This is a genomic window from Enterobacter sp. 03-F-07-AD-ECC, assembly GCF_047530935.1.
In the GTDB taxonomy this organism is placed as follows: Bacteria; Pseudomonadota; Gammaproteobacteria; order Enterobacterales; family Enterobacteriaceae; genus Enterobacter; species Enterobacter cloacae.
Genome location: NZ_JBLKBZ010000001.1, coordinates 99435 through 123974, shown reverse-complemented (window position 1 = coordinate 123974; position 24540 = coordinate 99435). Strand labels below are relative to the sequence as shown.

Annotated in this window: 21 protein-coding genes and 7 tRNA genes; 26 read left to right on the top strand and 2 right to left on the bottom strand. The window is 54.3% G+C overall.

From position 1 onward, the window contains the following. Positions 1–201 precede the first annotated feature (201 nt). From nagB to ACMWKA_RS00570, 12 genes are all read left to right on the top strand, one after another. Positions 202–1002 carry a glucosamine-6-phosphate deaminase gene (gene nagB / locus ACMWKA_RS00625; RefSeq protein WP_013097568.1) on the top strand — a complete coding sequence of 267 codons (801 nt, stop codon included), beginning with the start codon at positions 202–204 and terminating at the stop codon, positions 1000–1002. A gap of 55 nt (positions 1003–1057) precedes the next feature. Next, positions 1058–2206: an N-acetylglucosamine-6-phosphate deacetylase gene (gene nagA / locus ACMWKA_RS00620; protein WP_020684945.1), complete on the top strand. Its 1149-nt coding sequence runs from the start codon at positions 1058–1060 to the stop codon at positions 2204–2206. 8 nt (positions 2207–2214) lie between these two features. After that, positions 2215–3435: a DNA-binding transcriptional regulator NagC gene (nagC, locus tag ACMWKA_RS00615; protein ID WP_013097570.1), complete on the top strand. Its 1221-nt coding sequence runs from the start codon at positions 2215–2217 to the stop codon at positions 3433–3435. A gap of 45 nt (positions 3436–3480) precedes the next feature. Then, positions 3481–4233 carry a ribonucleotide monophosphatase NagD gene (nagD, locus tag ACMWKA_RS00610; protein WP_414759901.1) on the top strand — a complete coding sequence of 251 codons (753 nt, stop codon included), beginning with the start codon at positions 3481–3483 and terminating at the stop codon, positions 4231–4233. 249 nt (positions 4234–4482) lie between these two features. Then, complete coding sequence (gene asnB, locus ACMWKA_RS00605; protein ID WP_013097572.1) at positions 4483–6147, top strand: asparagine synthase B; 1665 nt, start codon at positions 4483–4485, stop codon at positions 6145–6147. Between the two features lie 227 nt (positions 6148–6374). Beyond that, positions 6375–6451: transfer RNA gene (locus ACMWKA_RS00600), tRNA-Met, on the top strand. A gap of 8 nt (positions 6452–6459) precedes the next feature. After that, positions 6460–6544, top strand: a tRNA-Leu gene (locus ACMWKA_RS00595). A gap of 23 nt (positions 6545–6567) precedes the next feature. After that, positions 6568–6642 (top strand) — tRNA-Gln (locus tag ACMWKA_RS00590). 32 nt (positions 6643–6674) lie between these two features. Then, positions 6675–6749: transfer RNA gene (locus tag ACMWKA_RS00585), tRNA-Gln, on the top strand. A gap of 17 nt (positions 6750–6766) precedes the next feature. Continuing rightward, positions 6767–6843, top strand: a tRNA-Met gene (locus ACMWKA_RS00580). Positions 6844–6882: 39 nt separating this feature from the next. Beyond that, a tRNA-Gln gene (locus ACMWKA_RS00575) sits at positions 6883–6957 on the top strand. Between the two features lie 35 nt (positions 6958–6992). Continuing rightward, positions 6993–7067, top strand: a tRNA-Gln gene (locus ACMWKA_RS00570). A gap of 105 nt (positions 7068–7172) precedes the next feature. On the opposite strand, the gene ubiF is transcribed toward ACMWKA_RS00570, so the two are convergent. After that, positions 7173–8348 carry a 3-demethoxyubiquinol 3-hydroxylase gene (gene ubiF, locus ACMWKA_RS00565; protein WP_058680561.1) on the bottom strand — a complete coding sequence of 392 codons (1176 nt, stop codon included), beginning with the start codon at positions 8346–8348 and terminating at the stop codon, positions 7173–7175. Between the two features lie 135 nt (positions 8349–8483). Between ubiF and miaB the strand changes: the two genes are divergently transcribed. The 10 genes from miaB (at position 8484) to rihA (ending at position 18756) form a co-directional block, all read left to right on the top strand. Next, positions 8484–9908, top strand: coding sequence for a tRNA (N6-isopentenyl adenosine(37)-C2)-methylthiotransferase MiaB (gene miaB, locus ACMWKA_RS00560; RefSeq protein WP_013097574.1), 1425 nt, complete (start codon positions 8484–8486; stop codon positions 9906–9908). Between the two features lie 163 nt (positions 9909–10071). Continuing rightward, on the top strand, positions 10072–11118 hold the full coding sequence (locus ACMWKA_RS00555; protein ID WP_020684942.1) for a PhoH family protein: 1047 nt from the start codon (positions 10072–10074) through the stop codon (positions 11116–11118). Next, entirely contained in the window at positions 11115–11582 is a 468-nt protein-coding gene (gene ybeY / locus ACMWKA_RS00550; RefSeq protein WP_003858677.1) for an rRNA maturation RNase YbeY, read from the top strand. The genes ACMWKA_RS00555 and ybeY overlap by 4 nt, the downstream gene beginning before the upstream one ends. An 89-nt stretch (positions 11583–11671) precedes the next feature. Further along, on the top strand, positions 11672–12550 hold the full coding sequence (gene corC / locus ACMWKA_RS00545; protein ID WP_013097576.1) for a CNNM family magnesium/cobalt transport protein CorC: 879 nt from the start codon (positions 11672–11674) through the stop codon (positions 12548–12550). A gap of 5 nt (positions 12551–12555) precedes the next feature. After that, entirely contained in the window at positions 12556–14094 is a 1539-nt protein-coding gene (gene lnt, locus ACMWKA_RS00540; protein WP_013097577.1) for an apolipoprotein N-acyltransferase, read from the top strand. A gap of 399 nt (positions 14095–14493) precedes the next feature. Next, complete coding sequence (locus ACMWKA_RS00535) at positions 14494–15399, top strand: amino acid ABC transporter substrate-binding protein (protein ID WP_014883004.1); 906 nt, start codon at positions 14494–14496, stop codon at positions 15397–15399. A gap of 155 nt (positions 15400–15554) precedes the next feature. Next, complete coding sequence (locus tag ACMWKA_RS00530) at positions 15555–16295, top strand: amino acid ABC transporter permease (protein WP_013097579.1); 741 nt, start codon at positions 15555–15557, stop codon at positions 16293–16295. Further along, positions 16295–16969, top strand: coding sequence for a glutamate/aspartate ABC transporter permease GltK (gltK, locus tag ACMWKA_RS00525; RefSeq protein WP_013097580.1), 675 nt, complete (start codon positions 16295–16297; stop codon positions 16967–16969). The genes ACMWKA_RS00530 and gltK overlap by 1 nt, the downstream gene beginning before the upstream one ends. Continuing rightward, a complete protein-coding gene (locus tag ACMWKA_RS00520; RefSeq protein ID WP_014831084.1) occupies positions 16969–17694 on the top strand; it encodes an amino acid ABC transporter ATP-binding protein in 726 nt (241 codons plus the stop codon). Before gltK ends, ACMWKA_RS00520 begins: the two co-directional genes overlap by 1 nt. 120 nt (positions 17695–17814) lie before the next feature. Further along, positions 17815–18756: a pyrimidine-specific ribonucleoside hydrolase RihA gene (gene rihA / locus ACMWKA_RS00515; protein WP_029882138.1), complete on the top strand. Its 942-nt coding sequence runs from the start codon at positions 17815–17817 to the stop codon at positions 18754–18756. Between the two features lie 79 nt (positions 18757–18835). Here rihA and ACMWKA_RS00510 read toward each other — a convergent pair whose 3' ends face one another. Next, a complete protein-coding gene (locus ACMWKA_RS00510) occupies positions 18836–19318 on the bottom strand; it encodes a zinc ribbon-containing protein (protein WP_014831082.1) in 483 nt (160 codons plus the stop codon). A 214-nt stretch (positions 19319–19532) separates the two neighbouring features. Here ACMWKA_RS00510 and leuS point away from each other — a divergent pair, with 214 nt between their 5' ends. Genes leuS through nadD form a run of 4 tightly spaced genes read left to right on the top strand, consistent with a single transcriptional unit; the run spans position 19533 to position 24388 of the window. Beyond that, positions 19533–22115, top strand: coding sequence for a leucine--tRNA ligase (leuS, locus tag ACMWKA_RS00505; RefSeq protein WP_020685667.1), 2583 nt, complete (start codon positions 19533–19535; stop codon positions 22113–22115). Positions 22116–22129: 14 nt separating this feature from the next. Continuing rightward, on the top strand, positions 22130–22699 hold the full coding sequence (gene lptE / locus ACMWKA_RS00500; protein WP_028028133.1) for an LPS assembly lipoprotein LptE: 570 nt from the start codon (positions 22130–22132) through the stop codon (positions 22697–22699). Next, positions 22699–23730, top strand: coding sequence for a DNA polymerase III subunit delta (holA, locus tag ACMWKA_RS00495; RefSeq protein ID WP_058661782.1), 1032 nt, complete (start codon positions 22699–22701; stop codon positions 23728–23730). Before lptE ends, holA begins: the two co-directional genes overlap by 1 nt. After that, positions 23723–24388 (top strand): nicotinate-nucleotide adenylyltransferase, encoded by a 666-nt coding sequence (gene nadD, locus ACMWKA_RS00490; protein ID WP_020685664.1) that lies wholly within the window; start codon positions 23723–23725, stop codon positions 24386–24388. Before holA ends, nadD begins: the two co-directional genes overlap by 8 nt. Positions 24389–24540 lie beyond the last annotated feature (152 nt).

Genomic DNA, 24540 nt, shown 5'->3' with positions numbered 1-24540 from the left:
AATTAAAAGCGTACTTTTTGTGATTTTTGTCACCAAATATCGTTTATCACCCTCCCTTTCACTGGCTAACATCGAAAACTTATTTTATCATTCGAAAAATCAAGACGGATTGATCCGGCCTGAAAGGTTCCAGGTTACGCTTAAGTATCAGGTCCCGATACCCATCCGCCCACTCTTCTACTTAAACTCTTGAGGTGAACAATGAGACTGATTCCCCTGGCAACTGCTGAACAAGTCGGTAAATGGGCCGCTCGCCATATCGTTAACCGTATCAACGCCTTCAAACCAACCGCCGATCGTCCTTTCGTACTTGGCCTCCCTACCGGCGGCACACCGCTGACCGCATATAAAGCACTGGTAGAGATGCACAAAGCAGGCCAGGTTAGCTTCAAACACGTTGTCACCTTCAACATGGATGAATATGTCGGCTTACCGAAGGATCACCCGGAAAGCTACCATAGCTTCATGCACCGTAATTTCTTTGATCACGTTGATATTCCAGCTGAAAACATTAACCTGCTGAATGGAAACGCGCCTGATATTGACGCAGAATGCCGTCAGTATGAAGAAAAAATCCGTTCTTACGGTAAAATCCACCTGTTTATGGGCGGTGTGGGTAACGATGGTCATATCGCGTTTAACGAACCCGCGTCGTCACTGGCGTCCCGTACCCGTATTAAAACGCTGACCCATGACACGCGCGTGGCAAACTCCCGCTTCTTTGATGGCGATGTGAACCAGGTTCCTAAATATGCCCTGACCGTCGGTGTCGGCACGCTGCTGGATGCCGAAGAAGTGATGATTCTGGTCCTGGGCAGCGTGAAGGCGCAGGCGCTCCAGGCTGCCGTTGAAGGCAACGTAAACCACATGTGGACCATCAGCTGCCTGCAGCTGCATCCAAAATCCGTCATCGTCTGTGACGAACCGTCCACGATGGAACTGAAGGTGAAGACGCTGAAATACTTCAACGAGTTAGAAGCTGAGAACATCAAAGGTCTGTAATTGAATAACCGCCTCTTCATGAAGAGGCGGCCGCTTTTTTTAACCGGGGGTCGTTATGTACGCTTTAACCCACGGTCGGATTTATACCGGCCATGAAATTCTGGATGACCATGCGATTGTTATCGCCAATGGCCTGATTGAACGTGTTTGTCCGCTGGCAGAGCTGCCGCCGGAGATTGAACAGCGCTCACTCAATGGAGCAGTAATCTCCCCCGGTTTTATCGACGTACAGCTGAACGGCTGCGGCGGTGTGCAGTTTAACGACACCGCAGACGCCGTCACCGTCGAAACGCTGGAAATCATGCAGAAAGCGAACGAGAAATCGGGCTGCACCAGCTATCTGCCAACCCTCATCACCAGCAGCGATGAGCTGATGAAACAGGGTATCCGCGTTATGCGTGAATACCTGGCGAAACACCCAAATCAGGCTCTGGGTCTGCACCTTGAAGGGCCATGGCTGAATATGGTTAAGAAAGGCACGCATAATCCGGATTATGTGCGTAAGCCTGATGCCGAACTGGTTGACTATATGTGTGCCAATGCGGATGTGATCACCAAAGTGACGCTGGCACCTGAAATGACCGGTACTGACGTGATCAGCAAACTGGCCGCCGCCGGGATTGTCGTGTCAGCGGGCCATTCAAACGCCACGCTGAAAGAGGCAAAAGCCGGTTTCCGTGCGGGTATTACCTTTGCGACACACCTGTATAACGCCATGCCGTATATCACGGGTCGTGAACCGGGGCTGGTCGGGGCGATTCTGGATGAGCCAGACGTTTACTGCGGCATCATCGCGGACGGTTTACACGTCGATTACACCAACATTCGCAACGCCAAGCGGCTGAAAGGTGACAAGCTTTGCCTGGTGACGGATGCCACCGCACCGGCAGGTGCAAATATTGAGCAGTTCATTTTTGCCGGTAAAACAATATACTACCGCAACGGACTGTGTGTGGATGAAAACGGTACGTTGAGCGGCTCCTCCCTGACCATGATTGAAGGCGTGCGTAACCTGGTCGAGCATTGCGGCATTGCGCTTGAAGAAGTGCTGCGCATGGCAACCCTTTATCCTGCGCGTGCCATCGGCGTGGATAAACAGCTCGGCAGAATTGCACCAGGCATGGTTGCAAACCTGACGGCATTCACACACGATTATAAAATTATTAAGACCATCGTTAATGGTAACGAGGTCGTCACTGAGTAAGTAAAAGTATGACACCAGGCGGACAAGCTCAAATCGGTAATGTCGATCTCGTTAAACAGCTTAACAGCGCGGCGGTTTATCGCCTGATTGACCAACACGGGCCAATCTCACGTATTCAGATAGCCGAACAAAGCCAGCTTGCTCCCGCCAGCGTGACAAAAATTACACGTCAGCTTATTGAGCGCGGCCTGATCAAAGAAGTCGATCAGCAGGCCTCCACCGGGGGCCGCCGCGCAATTTCCATCATCACCGAAACCCGCAATTTTCAGGCCATTGGCGTTCGTCTTGGTCGCCATGACACCACCCTGACGCTTTACGATCTGAGCAGTAAAGCCATTGCCGAAGAGCACTACCCTCTTCCGGAGCGCACCCAGGAGACACTGGAGCACGCGCTGCTCAATACCATCGCGCACTTTATCGAAAGCTGTCAGCGCAAGATCCGCGAGCTCATCGCCATTTCGGTGATCCTGCCCGGGCTGGTTGATCCGGAAAGCGGTGTCATTCGTTATATGCCACATATCCCGGTCGAGAACTGGGCGCTGGTGGAGGCGCTGGAAAAGCGCTTTAAGGTGACCTGCTTTGTGGGTCACGACATCCGCTCGCTGGCGCTGGCCGAGCACTACTTTGGTGCGAGTCAGGACTGTGAAGACTCTATTCTGGTGCGTGTGCACCGCGGTACCGGGGCGGGCATTATCTCCAACGGACGTATCTTTATTGGCCGTAACGGCAATGTGGGCGAGATTGGTCATATCCAGGTGGAACCGCTTGGCGAGCGCTGCCACTGCGGTAATTTTGGCTGTCTTGAAACGGTTGCCGCCAACGCGGCCATTGAGCATCGCGTCCGTCATCTGCTGGAACAAGGCTACCAGAGCCGCGTGACGCTGGATGATTGTAAAATCGGCGCCATCTGCAAAGCCGCCAATAAAGGCGATGCGCTGGCCTGCGAAGTGATCGAACAGGTCGGGCGCCACCTCGGCAAAACCATTGCCATTGCCATCAACCTTTTTAATCCACAAAAAGTGGTGATTGCAGGTGAAATCGTCGAGGCGGAAAAAGTGTTACTGCCCGCGATTGAAGGCTGCATTAACACCCAGGCGTTGAAAGCGTTTCGTCAGAATTTACCGGTCGTGCGTTCGACGCTGGATCACCGCTCTGCGATTGGCGCGTTTGCGCTGGTCAAACGCGCCATGCTCAACGGGATCCTGTTGCAGCATTTGCTGGAAAGCTAATCGGGACTTATAGTAACGCCTTCTTTTTTTGATGTCGGATTGTTCATGACCATTAAGAATGTAATTTGTGATATTGACGGCGTGCTGATGCACGACAACGTCGCCGTGCCAGGTGCTGCGGAGTTTCTACACCGCATCATCGACAAAGGAATGCCGCTGGTTCTTCTCACGAACTACCCTTCCCAAACCGGTCAGGATCTGGCGAACCGTTTTGCTACGGCGGGCATCAACGTACCGGACAGCGTGTTTTATACCTCCGCAATGGCGACGGCAGATTTTTTGAAGCGTCAGGAAGGGAAAAAAGCCTACGTGGTCGGTGAAGGTGCGCTGATCCACGAGCTGTATAAAGCAGGCTTTACCATTACCGATGTGAACCCGGACTTTGTGATCGTCGGCGAAACGCGCTCGTTTAACTGGGAGATGATGCATAAGGCCGCCTACTTTGTCGCCAGCGGCGCGCGCTTTATCGCCACCAACCCGGATACGCACGGCCGTGGTTTCTATCCGGCCTGCGGCGCACTGTGCGCCGGTATCGTAAAAATCTCCGGTCGTAAGCCGTTTGTGGTCGGTAAACCGAGCCCGTGGATCATTCGTGCCGCGCTGAACACGATGCAGGCCCACTCTGAAGAGACGGTGATTGTCGGTGATAACCTGCGCACCGATATTCTGGCCGGTTTCCAGGCGGGTCTGGAGACCATTCTGGTGCTCTCCGGTGTCTCTCAACTTGATGACATTGATTCGATGCCGTTCCGGCCGAGCTGGATCTACCCCTCCGTCGACGAAATTGACATTATCTGATTCAGAACCACGCCTCAGGGCGTGGTTTTTCATTTATAGCCCCGCCCAATAAAATCACATCTAACAAAAACGCCAGTTCATTGCATAATCATCAATAAAACTGTTCATGGCATACTCTTTTTTCAACATTCCGCAATCACCATTGCACTATTTTCGTTTAACCCGGTAAAACCCTTGCGCGCTCTTCTCCTTTGCGGCATTTTCATAAGCAAGCAACATTACAAAGCAACAGGGTTAACGGAGAAGGTTATGTGTTCAATTTTTGGCGTACTGGATATTAAAACTGACGCGGGCGAACTGCGTAAAAAAGCACTCGAGCTGTCCCGCCTGATGCGCCATCGCGGCCCGGACTGGTCCGGTATTTACGCCAGTGACAAAGCAATTCTGGCTCATGAACGTCTGTCGATTGTGGACGTCAACGCCGGTGCACAGCCGCTGTATAACGAGAAAAAAACACACGCGCTGGCTGTAAACGGTGAAATCTATAACCATCAGGCGCTGCGTGCCGAGTATGGCGATCGCTACGCCTTCCAGACCGGCTCTGACTGTGAAGTCATTCTGGCGCTGTATCAGGAGAAAGGCCCTGAGTTCCTGGACGACCTGCAGGGTATGTTTGCATTCGCCCTGTACGACAGCGAAAAAGACGCTTATCTGATCGGCCGCGACCACATTGGTATCATTCCACTGTATATGGGCCATGATGAACACGGCAACTTCTATGTTGCGTCTGAAATGAAAGCGCTGGTGCCGGTATGCCGCACCATTAAAGAGTTCCCGGCAGGTAGTTACCTGTGGAGCAAAGATGGTGAAATCCGTCAGTACTACCAGCGCGACTGGTTTGACTATGATGCGGTAAAAGACAACGTGACTGACAAAGCCGAGCTGCGTCAGGCGCTGGAAGATTCCGTTAAAAGCCACCTGATGTCAGACGTGCCTTACGGTGTGCTGCTCTCCGGCGGGCTGGACTCCTCCGTTATTTCAGCCATCACTAAGAAATTTGCGGCGCGTCGTGTTGAAGATCAGGAGCGTTCAGAAGCCTGGTGGCCGCAGCTGCACTCCTTTGCCGTCGGGCTGGAAGGTGCACCGGATCTGAAAGCCGCGCAGGACGTGGCGAACCACCTCGGCACCGTGCACCATGAAATTCATTTCACCGTGCAGGAAGGTCTGGATGCGATCCGCGACGTGATCTATCACATTGAAACCTATGATGTGACGACTATTCGCGCTTCCACCCCTATGTACCTGATGTCCCGTAAGATTAAAGCAATGGGCATCAAGATGGTGTTGTCAGGCGAAGGCTCTGATGAAGTGTTTGGCGGCTACCTGTACTTCCATAAGGCGCCGAACGCGAAAGAGCTGCATGAAGAGACCGTACGTAAACTGCAGGCGCTGCACATGTTTGACTGCGCACGTGCTAACAAAGCGATGTCCGCATGGGGTGTTGAAGCGCGCGTTCCGTTCCTGGATAAAAAATTCCTCGACGTGGCCATGCGCATTAACCCGCAGGACAAAATGTGCGGCAACGGTAAAATGGAAAAACATATCCTGCGTGAATGTTTTGAATCCTACCTGCCGGCGAGCGTGGCATGGCGTCAGAAAGAGCAGTTCTCGGATGGCGTTGGCTACAGCTGGATCGACACCCTGAAAGAGGTGGCGGCGAAACAGGTTTCAGACCAACAACTGGAAACAGCAAGCTTCCGCTTCCCGTACAACACGCCAGGCTCTAAAGAAGCGTATCTGTACCGTGAGATCTTCGAAGAGCTGTTCCCGGTACCGAGTGCTGCTGAGTGTGTGCCAGGCGGTCCATCAGTGGCCTGCTCTTCAGCGAAAGCCATTGAATGGGATGAATCTTTCAAAGCGATGAACGATCCATCAGGACGTGCAGTAGGCGTTCACCAGTCTGCCTATAAATAAACACGTATTTGAACATCAGGCCCTGCGGGGCCTGTTTTTATTTGCCTTACATTTCACCGTCTAAAATCGATTAATAACCAATAATTGCCGAATATTCGGTCACGCTGTTCGCAACCTAACCAAACAGTCACATTCCGGCCATTTTCGTTGAAAAAGGTGTTGACGCTGCAAGGGTCTATACGCATAATGCGCCCCGCAACGCCGATAAGGTAACGCGAAAAAAAGATGGCTACGTAGCTCAGTTGGTTAGAGCACATCACTCATAATGATGGGGTCACAGGTTCGAATCCCGTCGTAGCCACCATCTTTTTTGCGGGAGTGGCGAAATTGGTAGACGCACCAGATTTAGGTTCTGGCGCCGCAAGGTGTGCGAGTTCAAGTCTCGCCTCCCGCACCATTCCCAGGTAAGCGTTGCACGGATGGGGTATCGCCAAGCGGTAAGGCACCGGTTTTTGATACCGGCATTCCCTGGTTCGAATCCAGGTACCCCAGCCATATTTCTTCGATCATGCGGTTCTCCGCGGTATTGGGGTATCGCCAAGCGGTAAGGCACCGGTTTTTGATACCGGCATTCCCTGGTTCGAATCCAGGTACCCCAGCCATCGAAGAACGCAGTACTGGCTACGTAGCTCAGTTGGTTAGAGCACATCACTCATAATGATGGGGTCACAGGTTCGAATCCCGTCGTAGCCACCATATTAAGATTATCGATCTGTTTCGGTAATAAAAAATTGTTGGGGTATCGCCAAGCGGTAAGGCACCGGATTCTGATTCCGGCATTCCGAGGTTCGAATCCTCGTACCCCAGCCAATTTAAAAGTCGTTAAGCAGTACGTTTAACGCAATTGGGGTGTCGCCAAGCGGTAAGGCTCTGGTTTCTGATACCAGCATTCCGGGGTTCGAATCCCTGCACCCCAGCCACTTAAAACAAACAAGCCCGCTCTGCGGGCTTTTTTGTTTTTGTACAGAATTGTGCGGCCTGATGCCCTCACCCTGGCCCTCTCCCACGGGGAGAGGGTAAAAGGATTAGAGTCCGAGAGCGTATTTGAGCGCCTGACGCTTCAACCCGCCGGCGCGTTCCGCCGCCATCAATCCAATGTTTCGCAGAATACGCACCGGGGCCAGATCATTGCTGAAACCGGCATAGAACAGATCCATCCCAGACTGCATGATGAAGTTATCCGCCATACGTCGCGTCTGGTAGCGCTTGAGTACGTGATGGCTTGACCAGGCCTCCGCATGCGCACGTGCATTGCCCAGCACATCCAGTAAAGCGTCAACGTCACGATACCCGAGGTTCACGCCCTGCCCCGCCAGAGGATGAATGGTGTGCGCCGCATCGCCCACCAGCGCCAACCCTTCACGGGCATACTGCAGCGCATGGCGACGTGTAAGAGGAAACGCCCCTGCGGCAACCGGCGTGATATGTCCCAGACGGGCCGGGAAGTGTTGCAGAATTTCACGCTGCAACTGCTCCATTGAAAGCCCCTGTAGCTGGCGAATGCGCGCCGGTTTGTCGTACCACACCAGCGACGCCCAGTTATCGAACAGCGGTAAAAAGGCATGCGGACCATTTGGGGTAAAGTGCTGCCAGGTACTCTCTCCCGGCGCATTTTCACACTGAACGGTGATCAGCATACAGGACTGCTCATACTGCCAGGCATGAACACCGATGCCCGCCATCTGTCTGACCTGCGAGTGAGCACCGTCAGCCCCAATGACCAGCTTCACAGCCAGTTCATCGCCGCTGTCGAGCGTCAGCGTGTAGCCGCTATTGTGAGGATGCAGCGCCTTCAGCGACGCAGGAACACACAGCGTCACCTTCGGATGCGCCTCCAGCGCCTGCCAGAGCGCCCGCTGGAGGACGTTGTTTTCCACCATATAGCCCAGACGCGGCAGCTTCAGCTCGGCGGCATCAAACGCGACGTGGGCATTTTCCCATTCCCAGGTTTCAAGGCGACTGTAAGGGTGAGCCCGCATATCGAGCACCGCCTCCCAGACGCCCAGCCCGCGAAGCAAATCAACAGAGGCCGCGCTGATGGCGGAAATGCGGACATCCGGCTTTGCCGTCGGGTCAAACTCAGCAGGTGCCGCCTGCTCAATAACCGTTACCTCAAATCCCTGCTGCGCCAGCCCCAGCGCCAGCGCGCCGCCGACCATACCGCCGCCGACAACGGCAATTTCGGTGTGTTGGAGTGTCATGGTCACTTTTCCTTATTGGAGAATCCCTTAAGTTTACCGGATTTTTGCAGTCCTGAGACGCATAACCTTCATACTGGCCACAACCCCACCAAAGCATTACAATACACGGCTTGCAATCCTGAGCTGAGCAAGTCGATGACTAAAAAACTCCATATAAAAACCTGGGGCTGTCAGATGAACGAATACGATTCATCCAAGATGGCCGATCTGCTGGATACCACCCACGGATACCAGCTGACTGAAAATGCGAAAGAAGCCGATGTGCTGCTGCTGAATACCTGCTCAATTCGTGAAAAAGCGCAGGAAAAAGTCTTTCACGTTTTAGGTCGCTGGAAACTTCTCAAACGAAAAAATCCAGACCTGATCATCGGTGTGGGTGGCTGCGTCGCGTCGCAGGAAGGTAAGCTGATTCGTCAGAGAGCCCCCTATGTGGATATTGTCTTTGGCCCCCAGACCCTGCACCGCCTGCCGGAAATGATCAACAAGGTGCGCGGCGATCGTAGTCCGGTCGTTGATGTCAGCTTCCCGGAGATCGAAAAATTTGACCGTCTGCCCGAGCCGCGTGCGGATGGCCCGACCGCGTTCGTCTCAATCATGGAAGGCTGCAACAAATACTGCACTTATTGCGTGGTGCCTTATACCCGTGGTGAGGAAGTGAGCCGCCCGGCAGACGATATTCTGTTTGAAATCGCGCAGCTTGCCGCACAGGGCGTACGCGAAGTGAACCTGCTGGGTCAGAACGTGAACGCCTGGCGTGGTGAGAACTACGACGGCACCACCGGCAGCTTTGCTGAACTGCTGCGCCTGGTGGCTGCGATTGACGGTATCGACCGTATTCGCTTTACCACCAGCCATCCAATGGAATTCACCGACGATATTATCGACGTTTACCGCGATACGCCGGAGCTGGTGAGCTTCCTGCATTTGCCGATTCAGTGCGGCTCTGATCGCGTACTGAACCTGATGGGGCGTCCGCATACGGTGCTGGAGTACAAATCCACCATTCGTAAGCTGCGTGAAGCGCGTCCGGATATCCAGATAAGTTCCGACTTTATCGTTGGCTTCCCTGGTGAAACCGCTGACGACTTCGAGCGCACCATGAAGCTCATCGGCGAAGTGAATTTTGATGTCAGCTACAGCTTTATTTTCTCTGCACGCCCTGGCACACCGGCGGCCGATATGGTTGACGATGTCCCGGAAGAAGAGAAAAAACAGCGTCTGTATATTCTGCAGGAGCGTATCAACCAGCAGGCCAACGCCTGGAGCCGGCGCATGCTCGGCACCGTCCAGCGTATTCTGGTGGAAGGCACCTCCCGTAAGAGCATCATGGAACTCTCAGGCCGTACCGAAAACAACCGCGTGGTGAATTTCGAAGGCACCCCGGACATGATCGGTAAATTTGTGGACGTCGAGATTGTGGAAGTACTGACCAACTCGCTGCGCGGAAAACTGGTGCGCACCGAGGATGAGATGGGGCTGCGCATTGCGCAATCGCCTGAATCCGTCATTTCCCGCACGCGTAAAGAAAACGATTCTGGCGTTCGGGTTTACCAGCCATAATCCTTCAGGCCTGCCTTCCCGGCAGGCCTTGTATTTCCTCTCAACGTCCCCAATATCTTCCGCAACGCTTGCGCCTTTTTTCCATGGCGTGAATAATTTCGGTAATGACCGTTTTATTACGCCTGAGGGCGCCGGGCCAGTTAACCAATCAAAGAGGAACAGTTTGAACATAGACACGCTTGAAATTAGCCTAACGCCCGCAGACAACGCTCGCCTGCTGAGCCTGTGCGGGCCGTTTGATGACAACATCAAACAACTGGAGCGACGTCTGGGTATCGAAATCAATCGTCGCGATAATCATTTCAAACTCACCGGACGCCCTATCTGCGTCAATGCGGCTGCGGACATCCTGCGTAACCTGTATGTTGATACCGCCCCGATGCGTGGCGAAATTCAGGATATCGAACCGGAACAAATTCACCTCGCCATTAAAGAGGCGCGCGTGCTTGAGCAGAGCGCAGAAAGCGTGCCGGACTATGGCAAAGCCATAAATATCAAGACCAAACGTGGTGTCATTAAGCCGCGTACACCGAACCAGGCGCAGTACATTGCCAACATTCTCGACCATGACATCACCTTCGGCGTAGGTCCGGCGGGTACAGGTAAAACCTATCTGGCCGTCGCCGCTGCGGTTGATGCGCTGGAGCGCCAGGAGATCCGCCGTATTCTGCTGACCCGCCCGGCGGTTGAAGCAGGTGAAAAACTCGGCTTCCTGCCAGGGGACCTGAGTCAGAAGGTGGATCCTTATCTGCGCCCACTGTACGACGCGCTGTTCGAAATGCTGGGCTTTGAGAAAGTTGAGAAGCTTATTGAGCGTAACGTGATTGAAGTCGCCCCGCTGGCCTACATGCGTGGCCGTACCCTTAACGATGCGTTCATTATTCTGGATGAGAGCCAGAACACCACCATCGAACAGATGAAGATGTTCCTGACGCGTATCGGCTTCAACTCGAAAGCGGTTATCACCGGTGACGTCACCCAGATTGACCTGCCGCGCAGCACCAAATCGGGCCTGCGCCACGCCATCGAAGTGCTGGCAGAGGTGGATGAAATCAGCTTTAACTTCTTCCACAGTGAAGACGTAGTACGCCACCCGGTGGTCGCGCGTATCGTTAATGCCTATGAAGCCTGGGAAGAGGCCGATCAGAAGCGTAAGGCCGAACTGGCCGCAGAACGTAAGCGCGAAGCGCAGGAGCAAGAACAGAAATGAGTCAGGTGATCCTCGATTTACAGCTGGCCTGTGAAGATAATTCCGGCATGCCAGAAGAGGCGCAGTTTCAGAAATGGCTGGATGCTGTTATCCCCCAGTTTCAGGAAGAGTCAGAAGTCACGATTCGCCTGGTGGATGAAGCAGAAAGCCATGAGCTTAACCTGACCTACCGCGGTAAAGATAAGCCAACCAACGTGCTCTCTTTCCCGTTCGAAGCCCCACCGGGTATTGAAATGCCGCTGCTCGGCGATCTGATCATCTGCCGTCAGGTGGTGGAACAGGAAGCCAAAGAGCAGCAAAAGCCGCTCGAGGCCCACTGGGCGCATATGGTCGTCCATGGAAGCCTGCACCTGCTGGGCTACGATCATATTGAAGATGACGAAGCGGAAGAGATGGAGTCCCTTGAGACAGAGATAATGCTTGCTCTGGGCTATGAGGATCCGTACATTGCCGAGAAAGAATAGTCAGACAACCGACTGACTAACATGCCGCCGCGTAAGGAAATAGCGCGGCGGTAAACATTGAACTGACGAGAGAACCCTTAACAAACGCCATGAGCGACGACAATTCACACAGTAGCGACACGACAAACAGTAAAAAGGGATTTTTCTCCCTCATTCTGAGCCAGCTTTTCCATGGTGAGCCCAAAAACCGTGATGAACTGCTGGAGCTGATTCGTGATTCCGGGCAAAACGATCTTATCGACGAAGATACGCGCGAAATGCTCGAAGGGGTAATGGACATCGCCGACCAGCGCGTTCGCGATATCATGATCCCCCGCTCGCAGATGATCACCCTGAAACGTAACCAGAGCCTCGATGAATGCCTCGATGTGATTATCGAATCCGCTCACTCCCGTTTCCCGGTCATCAGCGAAGACAAAGATCACATCGAAGGGATTTTGATGGCCAAAGATCTGCTGCCGTTTATGCGCAGCGATGCCGAAGCCTTCAGCATGGAAAAAGTGTTACGCCAGGCCGTGGTTGTGCCGGAAAGTAAACGTGTGGATCGGATGCTGAAAGAGTTTCGCTCCCAGCGTTACCACATGGCGATTGTAATTGATGAATTTGGCGGCGTGTCAGGCCTTGTCACGATCGAGGATATTCTTGAGCTGATCGTGGGCGAGATCGAAGACGAGTATGACGAAGAAGAAGATATCGACTTCCGTCAGCTTAGCCGCCACACGTGGACCGTTCGCGCCCTGGCCTCCATTGAGGATTTCAACGACGCCTTCGGCACCCACTTCAGCGATGAAGAGGTGGATACCATTGGTGGGCTGGTGATGCAGGCCTTTGGTCATCTTCCTGCCCGCGGCGAAACCGTTGACATCGATGGTTACCAGTTCAAAGTGGCGATGGCCGACAGCCGACGTATTATACAGGTTCATGTCAGAACGCCGGACGACTCACCGGTGCCAAAACTGGAAGATTAATGTAAATGGCATTTGCCCCACTGCTTGAACGCCAGCGCGTCCGTTTGCTGCTGGCGCTGTTACTCGGAGCCAGCGGTACGCTGGCTTTTTCTCCTTACGATATCTGGCCGGCGGCCATTCTCTCCCTGATGGGGTTACAGGGGTTAACCCTGAATCGTCGTCCCGTTCAGGCTGCAGCCATTGGCTACTTCTGGGGGCTAGGGCTGTTTGGATCCGGCATCAACTGGGTCTACGTCAGCATCGCCCAGTTTGGGGGTATGCCGGGGCCGGTTAACGTCTTCCTTGTGGTTCTGCTGGCCGCCTATCTCTCGCTCTACACCGGTCTGTTTGCGGGCATTCTCTCCCGCCTGTGGCCTAAAACCAGCTGGCTGCGCGTTGCCATTGCGGCTCCCGTGGTCTGGCAGATTACCGAGTTTCTGCGCGGCTGGGTGCTGACCGGCTTCCCGTGGCTGCAGTTTGGCTACAGCCAGATTGACGGCCCGCTGAAAGGTCTGGCGCCAGTAATGGGCGTTGAAGCCATTAACTTCCTGCTGATGGTGGTGAGCGGCCTGCTGGTGCTGGCGCTGGTCACGCGTAACTGGAAACCACTGGTGGTGGCGCTGGTTCTTTTCGCTCTACCCTTCCCGCTGCGTTATATCCAGTGGTATACCTTGATGCCAGAGCGCGCCACACAGGTATCGATGGTGCAGGGAAATATTCCGCAGGCGATGAAGTGGGATGAAAAAGAGTTGCTGAACACGCTGAAAATTTACGCCAACGCCACTGAAGAGGTGATGGGTAAATCACAGCTGATCATCTGGCCTGAATCTGCCATTCCGGATCTGGAAATTAACCAGCAGCCGTTTCTCAACATGATGAACGATCTGCTGCGCGCGCGCGGCAGTACGCTGATCACCGGGATTGTGGATGCGCGTCTGAATCAGCAGAACCGCTACGATACCTACAACACCATCATTACGCTCGGCAAAGACAGCGAGTACAGCTACACCTCGACTGACCGGTATAACAAGAATCACCTTGTTCCGTTTGGCGAGTTTGTTCCGCTGGAATCGATACTGCGTCCGCTGGCACCGTTCTTTGACCTGCCAATGTCCTCCTTCAGTCGGGGTCCGTATGTGCAGCCGCAGCTGCATGCACACGGCTTTGCCCTGACGGCGGCCATTTGCTACGAGATCATCCTCGGTGAACAGGTGCGCGACAACTTCCGTCCGGATACGGACTTCCTGCTGACTATCTCTAATGATGCCTGGTTCGGTAAGTCGATTGGTCCGTGGCAGCACTTCCAGATGGCGCGGATGCGTTCACTGGAGCTGGCGCGTCCGCTGTTGCGCAGCACCAACAATGGCATCACCGCCGTGATTGGACCGCGGGGAGAAATTCAGGCCATGATCCCGCAGTTTACGCGCGACGTGTTGACGGCTAAAGTCACGCCGACAAGCGGCCTGACGCCATATGCCCGCACCGGCAACTGGCCGCTGTGGATCCTGACCGCCCTGTTTGGCTTTGGGGCTGTGCTGATGAGCCTTCGTCAGCGTCGTCGCTAATCTTACCTTCTGTTGCCGGGTGGCGCTGACGCTTACCCGGCCTACATTTGCTTCGTCGGTCGGGTAAGGCGTAGCCGCCACCCGACAGTTCCCTCCCAAATTTCAATTCTGGCACGCCTATTGCTTTGTTTATTCAGGTAAACGCAGTTTGGCTTCGTGTGCAACCTTGTCGCACCAGCATAGATCGCCGGTAGCACCGAAACGGTGCAACGAGAGATTTCTGCCTCGGAATGGTGCGGCGCGCTTCGCAAAAATAAACAATAACGCAGCAAAATCTTTACATTAAGCCAGACTAAATGTTAACAAGCTTGCATAACACTGCACTCGCATAGCGCGAGATATAACAACATCACAATGGGTATCAATGCGTCACTGACGCTGATAAGAAAGGAGTTGGGTATGCAATTACGTAAACTGGCCACAGCAATGCTGGTAATGGGGATGTCCGCAGGCGTTGTACACGCTGAAGACGCGCCGGCAGCCGGCAGCACTCTCGACAAGATTGCCAAAAACGGCGTGATCGTGGTCGGCCACCGTGAATCTTCTGTCCCGTTCTCTTACTACGACAACACGCAAAAAGTCGTGGGCTATTCACAGGACTACTCTAACGCCATCGTTGAGGCCGTGAAGAAAAAGCTGAACAAACCCGACCTGCAGGTAAAACTGATTCCAATCACCTCGCAGAACCGTATCCCACTGCTGCAAAACGGCACCTTCGATTTTGAGTGTGGCTCAACCACCAACAACCTTGAGCGTCAGAAACAGGCCGCCTTCTCCGACACCATCTTTGTGGTGGGGACCCGTCTGCTGACCAAAAAAGGCGGCGACATCAAAGATTTTGCTGACCTTAAAGGCAAAGCCGTTGTTGTGACCTCCGGGACAACCTCAGAAGTGCTGCTGCACAAGCTGAACGACGAGAAGAAAATGGATATGCGCATCATCAGCGCGAAAGACCATGGTGACTCCTTCCGTACGCTGGAAAGTGGCCGTGCCGTCGCGTTTATGATGGATGATGCTCTGCTGGCTGGCGAACGTGCAAAAGCGAAGAAACCGGACAACTGGGATATCGTTGGTACCGCCCAGTCGAAAGAAGCCTACGGCTGTATGCTGCGTAAAGACGATCCGCAATTCAAGAAGCTGATCGATGACACCATCGCCCAGGTGCAAACCTCCGGTGAAGCGGAAAAATGGTTCGACAAATGGTTCAAGAACCCAATTCCACCCAAAAATCTCAACATGAACTTTGAACTGTCTGACGACATGAAAGCACTGTTCAAATCACCAAATGACAAGGCTCTTAACTAATTAGAACTACAGGGGCAGGATCTCCTGCCCTCTCGATTGTCGGGAAGCATGGACAGACTATACGTTGAGTGGTCGTTCCCCACTCAGCGCGAAAAATGAGCTTCTCACCAATCTTCGAGGGTAGCGCTGCTACCCTTTTTTTTCTGGAGTTTATTATGTCAATAGACTGGAACTGGGGCATATTTCTGCAACAAGCCCCGTTCGGCAACACAACCTATCTTGGCTGGCTGTGGAGCGGCTTTCAGGTTACCGTTGCGTTATCGATAACGGCGTGGATTATTGCGTTCCTTGTCGGTTCACTGTTCGGTATTCTGCGCACCGTCCCTAACCGTTTTCTCTCTTCTATCGGCACGCTGTATGTGGAACTGTTCCGTAACGTTCCGCTGATCGTGCAGTTCTTTACCTGGTATCTGGTCGTTCCTGAACTGCTGCCGGAAAATATTGGCATGTGGTTCAAGTCGGAACTGGATCCTAACGTACAGTTCTTTGTCTCCTCGATGATGTGTCTGGGGCTGTTTACCGCCGCACGCGTGTGCGAGCAGGTACGCGCCGCTATTCAGTCGCTGCCGCGTGGACAAAAGAACGCGGGTCTGGCGATGGGGTTAACGCTGCCGCAAACCTACCGCTACGTCCTGCTGCCTAACGCCTACCGCGTCATTGTTCCACCGATGACCTCAGAGATGATGAACCTGGTCAAAAACTCGGCCATCGCCTCCACGATCGGTCTGGTCGATATGGCGGCGCAGGCGGGTAAACTGCTGGATTATTCCGCCCACGCGTGGGAATCCTTCACGGCAATTACGCTCGCGTATGTTCTGATTAACGCTTTCATCATGCTGGTGATGAACCTGGTTGAACGCAAAATTCGCCTGCCGGGCAATCTGGGGGGCAAATAATGTACGAATTTGACTGGAGTTCCATTGTTCCTTCCATGCCGTACCTGCTGGATGGCCTGGTGATCACCTTAAAAATCACGGCGATCGCCATCATCGTCGGTATCGTCTGGGGCACCCTGCTGGCGGTAATGCGCCTGTCGAGCTTCAAACCGCTCGCCTGGTTTGCCACTGCCTACGTTAACGTTTTCCGCTCTATCCCGCTGGTGATGGTGCTGCTGTGGTTTTACCTGATTGTTCCCGGATTCCTGCAAAACGTTCTGGGACTGTCACCGAAAACCGATATCCGCCTGATTTCCGCGATGGTTGCGTTCTCCATGTTTGAGGCCGCTTACTATTCCGAGATCATCCGTGCGGGCATACAGAGTATCTCGCGCGGGCAGTCCAGCGCGGCGCTGGCGCTGGGGATGACCCACTGGCAGTCCATGCAACTCATTATTCTGCCGCAGGCGTTTCGCGCCATGGTTCCCCTCCTGCTGACCCAGGGCATCGTGCTGTTCCAGGATACCTCTCTGGTATATGTCCTGAGCCTGGCAGACTTCTTCCGTACCGCGTCCACCATCGGTGAACGTGATGGTACGCAGGTTGAGATGGTGCTCTTCGCAGGTGCGGTCTATTTTGTGATTAGTTTAAGCGCGTCGCTGTTGGTCAGTTGGCTGAAGAAAAGGACGGTATAATGATTTCCCTGAAAAATGTTTCTAAATGGTATGGGCACTTTCAGGTGCTGACCGACTGCTCCACCGAAGTCAAAAAAGGTGATGTGGTGGTAGTGTGCGGGCCGTCCGGTTCCGGTAAATCGACGCTGATCAAAACGGTTAATGGTCTGGAGCCTGTGCAGCAGGGTGAAATTGTTGTTAACGGCACCAAAGTGAACGACAAGAAAACCAACCTTGCCCAGCTTCGCTCCCATGTCGGGATGGTGTTCCAGCATTTTGAACTGTTCCCTCACCTCTCCATCATCGAGAACCTGACGCTGGCGCAGGTGAAAGTGCTTAAGCGTGACAAAAAAGCGGCGCGTGAGAAAGGGCTGAAGCTTCTGGATCGCGTGGGGCTTTCTGCGCACGCCGATAAGTTCCCGGCACAGCTTTCCGGCGGCCAACAGCAGCGTGTGGCGATTGCTCGCGCACTGTGTATGGATCCGGTGGCAATGCTGTTCGACGAACCGACCTCCGCACTCGATCCCGAAATGATCAACGAAGTGCTGGACGTCATGGTTGAACTGGCCCACGAAGGGATGACCATGATGGTGGTGACCCACGAAATGGGCTTCGCCCGCAAAGTGGCAAACCGCGTGATCTTTATGGATGAAGGCAAGATCGTTGAAGACTCGCCGAAAGAAGAGTTCTTCGCCAACCCGAAATCCGAACGCGCTAAAGACTTCCTGGCTAAAATCCTGCATTAATCATCTCAGTGCGCAATCTGCGGATTGCGCACTGTCTCACGCTTTCAATCTCTGCTTCTCGTCGGCGTCACATTGCAGCGTTAACCTTGTCACAAAATAACGCTACGTATGGAGAACGCTATGGCACAGCCTATTATTTTCGATTGCGATCCGGGTCATGATGACGCGATTGCCCTCGTCCTTGCACTTGCCTCCCCTGAACTTGAAGTCAAAGCTGTCACCTCATCTGCCGGCAACCAGACGCCGGATAAAACCCTGCGCAACGTCCTGCGTATGCTGACCTTGCTAAAGCGCCCCGATATTCCCGTGGCCGGTGGCGCGGTCAAACCGCTGATGCGTGAACTGATCATTGCCGACAACGTACACGGAGAAAGCGGCCTGGACGGCCCGGCGCTGCCGGAACCGGGTTTCGCCCCGCAATCCTGTACCGCCGTGGAGCTGATGGCAAAGGTACTACGCGAGAGTGCTGAACCCGTCACGCTGGTAGCAACGGGCCCGCAAACCAACGTTGCGCTGCTGCTGAACAGCCATCCTGAACTGCACAGCAAAATTGCCCGTATCGTGATTATGGGCGGAGCCATGGGGCTGGGTAACTGGACGCCTGCGGCGGAGTTCAACATCTTTGTCGACCCGGAAGCGGCGGAGATCGTCTTCCAGTCGGGCTTGCCGATTGTGATGGCCGGGCTGGATGTTACCCACCGGGCGCAGATTATGGCGAATGACATCGAGCGTTTTCGTGCGATTGGCAACCCGGTTGCCACGACCGTGGCCGAGCTGCTCGACTTCTTTATGGAATATCACAAAGCCGAGAAATGGGGATTCCACGGCGCGCCGCTGCATGACCCGTGCACCATTGCCTGGCTGCTGAAGCCTGAGATGTTTACCACGGTAGAGCGCTGGGTTGGTGTGGAGACCCAGGGGAAATACACCCAAGGGATGACGGTAGTGGATTACTATTCACTGACGGGGAATAAACCGAATACCACGCTAATGGTGGATATCGATCGGCAGGCGTTTGTGGATTTGCTGGCGGAGAGGCTCGCATACTACAGTGCAGCCTGATGCCCTCACCCCAACCCTCTCCCACAGGGAGAGGGTGCAAACACTAAAAACGGCAACGTGGTTGCCGTTTCGCTTTTACCTAGGGCTCAAACGGCCGACGCTGGAACTGATCGTGCCCGCACTTCGGACAGAGTGACAGCACCTCCGGTGTATAAACGGCAATATGGTGATGGCATTTCTCACAGACCAGATTTCCCAGCCCCACCACTTCACCGCTGTGATACACGCCGTGATGATTCAGATCCTGAAAGACTTCACGCCACTCCAGCTGTGTTTTATCGGTAATATCCGCCAGTTCCTGCCAGAGGCTCTCCTTGATCACCCGCATAAATACGCTGTCGGTCACCTCGTCCTGGCTCTCCTGGTAACTGCGCGCGAACTCTTCGAGGTCACGACGCACGGCGCGCGTCACCTCTTCCACTTCGGTTCGCGTTAACTCACCCGTTTGCGTCACGCGCGCACGCGCCTGTTCCACCAGCGCGTCGATATCACGCTCGCCGTTACGCAGCCGTTCCGTCAGTGTTGCCACCAGTTCGCGGTAAAATTGAGCAACCTTGTTCATCATTTTGCCTCCCGGGTAAGTAACTATTTCTAATAATAGACCTTATTTCATCGCCGCTTTGTCAGGTGAACCACAGACCCGGTAAATTCCTGCAAAGCGCATTTGTGCGAAAGGCTGTTTTGACGCGGACGTTTGGGCTATGCTATGCGGATCTGAAATACCACATCCATTGGCTACATTTGTAGCTGTATTGAAAACAGGACCACTGGCTGCCATGCAAGAGCAATACCGCCCGGAAGAGATAGAATCAAAAGTCCAGCAACACTGGGACGAGAAGCGTACCTTTGAAGTAACCGAAGACGAGAGCAAAGAGAAGTATTACTGCCTGTCGATGCTTCCCTATCCTTCTGGTCGACTACACATGGGCCACGTGCGTAACTACACCATCGGTGATGTGATTGCACGCTACCAGCGTATGCTGGGCAAAAACGTGCTGCAGCCAATCGGCTGGGATGCATTCGGTCTGCCAGCTGAAGGCGCGGCGGTCAAAAACAATACGGCGCCAGCGCCGTGGACGTACGACAACATCGCGTACATGAAAAACCAGCTCAAAATGCTGGGCTTTGGCTATGACTGGAGCCGCGAGCTGGCGACCTGTACCCCGGAATACTATCGCTGGGAACAGAAGTTCTTTACCGAGCTGTACAAAAAAGGCCTGGTCTATAAGAAGACGTCTGCCGTTAACTGGTGCCCGAACGACCAGACCGTTCTCGCGAACGAACAGGTTATCGACGGCTGCTGCTGGCGCTGCGACACCAAAGTTGAGCGTAAAGAGATCCCACAGTGGTTTATCAAAATCACCGCTTACGCTGACGAACTGCTGAACGATCTGGACACGTTGGACCACTGGCCGGATACCGTTAAGACCATGCAGCGCAACTGGATCGGCCGTTCTGAAGGCGTGGAGATCACCTTCAACGTTGAAAACTACGATCAGACTCTGACCGTCTACACCACCCGTCCGGATACCTTCATGGGCGCGACCTATCTGGCCGTGGCCGCAGGTCACCCGCTGGCGCAGAAAGCTGCCGAAAATAACCCAGAGCTGGCTACCTTTATCGACGAATGCCGCAACACGAAAGTGGCAGAAGCCGACATGGCGACCATGGAGAAGAAAGGCGTTGCCACGGGCTTCTATGCGAAGCACCCACTGACTGGCGAAGCGATTCCGGTCTGGGCAGCAAACTTCGTGCTGATGGAATACGGTACCGGTGCCGTGATGGCTGTTCCGGGTCACGACCAGCGCGACTATGAATTTGCCACCAAATACAACCTGCCGATCAAAGCCGTTATTCTGGCGGCTGACGGCTCTGAACCTGACCTGTCTGAGCAAGCACTGACGGAAAAAGGCACGCTGTTTAACTCTGGTGAGTTCAGCGGCCTGAGCTTCGAAGAGGGTTTCAACGCCATCGCCGACAAACTGGCATCGCTGGGCGTGGGCGAGCGTAAAGTAAACTACCGCCTGCGCGACTGGGGCGTTTCCCGTCAGCGTTACTGGGGTGCGCCAATCCCGATGGTCACGCTGGAAGACGGCACCGTAATGCCAACCCCGGAAGATCAACTCCCGGTGATCCTGCCGGAAGATGTGGTCATGGATGGCATCACCAGCCCGATCAAAGCCGATCCTGAGTGGGCAAAAACCACCGTTAACGGTCAGCCTGCGCTGCGTGAAACCGACACCTTTGACACCTTTATGGAGTCTTCCTGGTATTACGCCCGCTACACCTGCCCGCAGTATCAGGAAGGGATGCTGGATTCCGACGCGGCAAACTACTGGCTGCCGGTAGACATCTACATCGGTGGTATTGAACATGCCATCATGCACCTGCTCTACTTCCGATTCTTCCACAAGCTGATGCGTGACGCAGGCATGGTGAACTCTGACGAGCCAGCGAAACAGCTGCTGTGTCAGGGCATGGTACTGGCAGATGCGTTCTACTATGTGGGTGCGAACGGCGAACGTAACTGGGTCTCTCCGGTTGATGCGATTGTTGAGCGCGACGAGAAAGGCCGTATCGTGAAGGCGAAAGACGCCGAAGGTCATGAACTGGTGTATACCGGCATGAGCAAGATGTCCAAGTCCAAAAACAACGGCATCGACCCGCAGGTGATGGTTGAGCGCTACGGCGCGGATACCGTGCGTCTGTTCATGATGTTTGCCTCACCGGCAGACATGACCCTGGAGTGGCAGGAGTCCGGTGTTGAAGGGGCGAACCGCTTCCTGAAGCGCGTCTGGAAACTGGTTTACGAACACACCGCTCAGGGCGACGCACCGGCATTGAACGTTGCTGCCCTGACTGAAGACCAGCAGGCGCTGCGTCGTGATGTTCATAAAACGATTGCAAAAGTGACCGATGATATTGGTCGTCGTCAGACCTTCAATACCGCAATTGCGGCTATTATGGAACTGATGAACAAGCTGGCGAAAGCACCGCAGGAAGGCGAGCAGGATCGTGCCTTAATGCGTGAAGCACTGTTGGCCGTCGTGCGCATGTTGAACCCGTTCACCCCGCATGTCAGCTTCACCCTGTGGCAGGAGCTGAAAGGCGAAGGCGATATCGACAACGCGCCGTGGCCGGTTGCTGATGAATCCGCCATGGTGGAAAACACCACGCTGGTGGTGGTACAGGTCAACGGTAAAGTACGCGGTAAAATTACCGTCGCCGTTGATGCAACCGAAGAACAGGTTCGTGAGCGTGCTGGCCAGGAACATCTGGTGGCGAAATATCTTGAGGGCGTTACCGTACGTAAAGTGATCTACGTACCGGGTAAACTGCTGAATCTGGTCGTTGGCTAAGCGCGGGAGGAAACGTGCGACAACTGGCAACAATACTCTTATCTCTGGCGGTGCTGGTCACCGCGGGGTGTGGCTGGCACCTGCGCAATACCACGGCGGTGCCCGCTGAGATGAAAACGATGATTTTCGACTCAGGGGATCCAAATGGTCCACTCAGCCGGGCAGTGCGTAACCAGCTTCGTTTGAACGATGTTCAACTGATCGAAAAAGGCACCCTGCGCCAGGATGTACCGTCATTACGTATCTTAAGCTCATCGCTGGCTAAAGATACCGCGTCGATCTTCCAGGATGGACGTACTGCGGAATATCAGATGGTGCTGACGGTGAACGCGGCAGTATTGATCCCGGGTAAAGACATTTTCCCTATCAATACCAAAGTGTACCGCTCGTTCTTTGATAACCCGCAAACGGCGCTGGCAAAAGATGCTGAGCAGCAGATTATCATTAACGAAATGTACGACAAGGCCGCAGAACAGCTGATCCGTAAGCTGCCAGGCATTGCCGCAACGACAAGACAGGGTTCTGACATCATCGACAAACCGGATGCCAACACGCCTCCTGTTTCTACCTCCATGGGTAACTGATGATCAGGCTGTATCCTGAACAACTCCGCGCGCAGCTCAATGAAGGGCTGCGCGCGGCGTATCTGCTACTGGGTAACGACCCGCTCTTGCTTCAGGAAAGCCTGGATGCCGTGCGACATGCCGCCGCCGCTCAGGGCTTTGATGAACACCACACCGTCCAGTTGGATAACAATACCGACTGGAATGCCCTCTTCTCCCTTTGCCAGGCGATGAGTCTCTTTGCATCACGCCAGACCATCCAGATCCTGCTGCCAGAGAATGGTCCGAACGCGGCCATCAATGAACAGCTGGCGACGCTGGTCAGCCTGTTGCACAGCGATCTGCTGTTAATCGTGCGTGGCAACAAGCTCACCAAAGCGCAGGAAAACGCCGCGTGGTTTACCCAACTCGCCACTCATGCCGTGCTGGTCACCTGCCAGACGCCTGAGCAGGCCCATTTGCCGAAATGGGTGGCGGCAAGAGCGAAGCAGAATAACCTGCAACTGGACGACGCAGCGAATCAGCTGCTGTGCTACTGCTATGAAGGCAACCTGCTGGCGTTGGCCCAGGCGCTGGACCGGCTCGCCCTCCTCTGGCCCGATGGCAAGCTGACTCTGCCGCGCGTGGAGCAGGCGGTTAACGACGCCGCACACTTCACGCCGTTCCACTGGGTTGATGCGCTGCTGATGGCAAAGAGCAAGCGTTCCCTGCATATTTTGCAGCAGCTACGCCTTGAGGGTAGCGAACCAGTTATATTGCTGCGTACGTTGCAGCGTGAACTGCTAATGCTCATCACGCTCAAGCGCCAGTCTGCTCATACGCCATTGCGTTCGTTGTTCGACAAACACCGTATCTGGCAAAACCGTCGGGCGATGACCACCGAGGCCATTAATCGTCTGAGCCATGAACAGCTGCGCCAGGCGGTACAGCTTTTGATGCGCGCAGAGCTCACGTTAAAACAAGATTACGGCCAGTCCGTCTGGGCGGAACTGGAAAGCCTTTCTCTGCTGCTCTGCCACAAGGCGCTGGCAGATGTATTTATCGATGGATAGCATGCACTCTCTACAGGCCCTGTACGGTGGCACCTTTGACCCGGTCCATTACGGTCATCTGAAACCGGTTGAAATTCTGGCGAATCTGATTGGTCTTCAGCGCGTGATTATCATGCCCAATAACGTTCCGCCACATCGGCCTCAGCCTGAGGCCACCAGCGAGCAGCGAAAAGAGATGCTCGCCCTGGCCATTGCGGATAAACCGCTCTTCAGCCTGGACGAGCGTGAACTCCGTCGCGACACCCCGTCCTGGACCTCGCAAACGCTACAGGAGTGGCGGGCCGAACAGGGGCCGGACAAACCGCTGGCCTTTATCATCGGCCAGGATTCTCTGCTCAACTTCCCCACCTGGCACCAGTATGAAACCATTCTGGAGAACAGCCATCTCCTCGTCTGCCGCCGTCCGGGCTATCCGCTGACCATGCGTGAAGAGCAGTATCAGCAGTGGCTGGAGGCTCATCTGACCGACAATGTGGAAGATCTGCATAATCAACCTGCCGGGAAGATCTATCTGGCGGAGACGCCGTGGTTTGATATTTCTGCGACAATCATTCGCGACCGGCTTCAGCACGGTTTAGCCTGTGACGATCTCCTGCCATCGTCAGTGCTGGACTATATCCACGCGCACGGGTTGTATCAGAAAAGCGCAGACGCATAATCCGGGCGCACAAAAAGCGCCTTATTGATTATCCTGCCTTGACAGAGTAAGCCATACTGTTATCCTCCGCTGCCAGACTTTCCCGCCGCTCATTGCTTTACAGAAATTGTTTTACAAAAATGGCGATGCAATCTCCGGCGGAGGGTGGGATG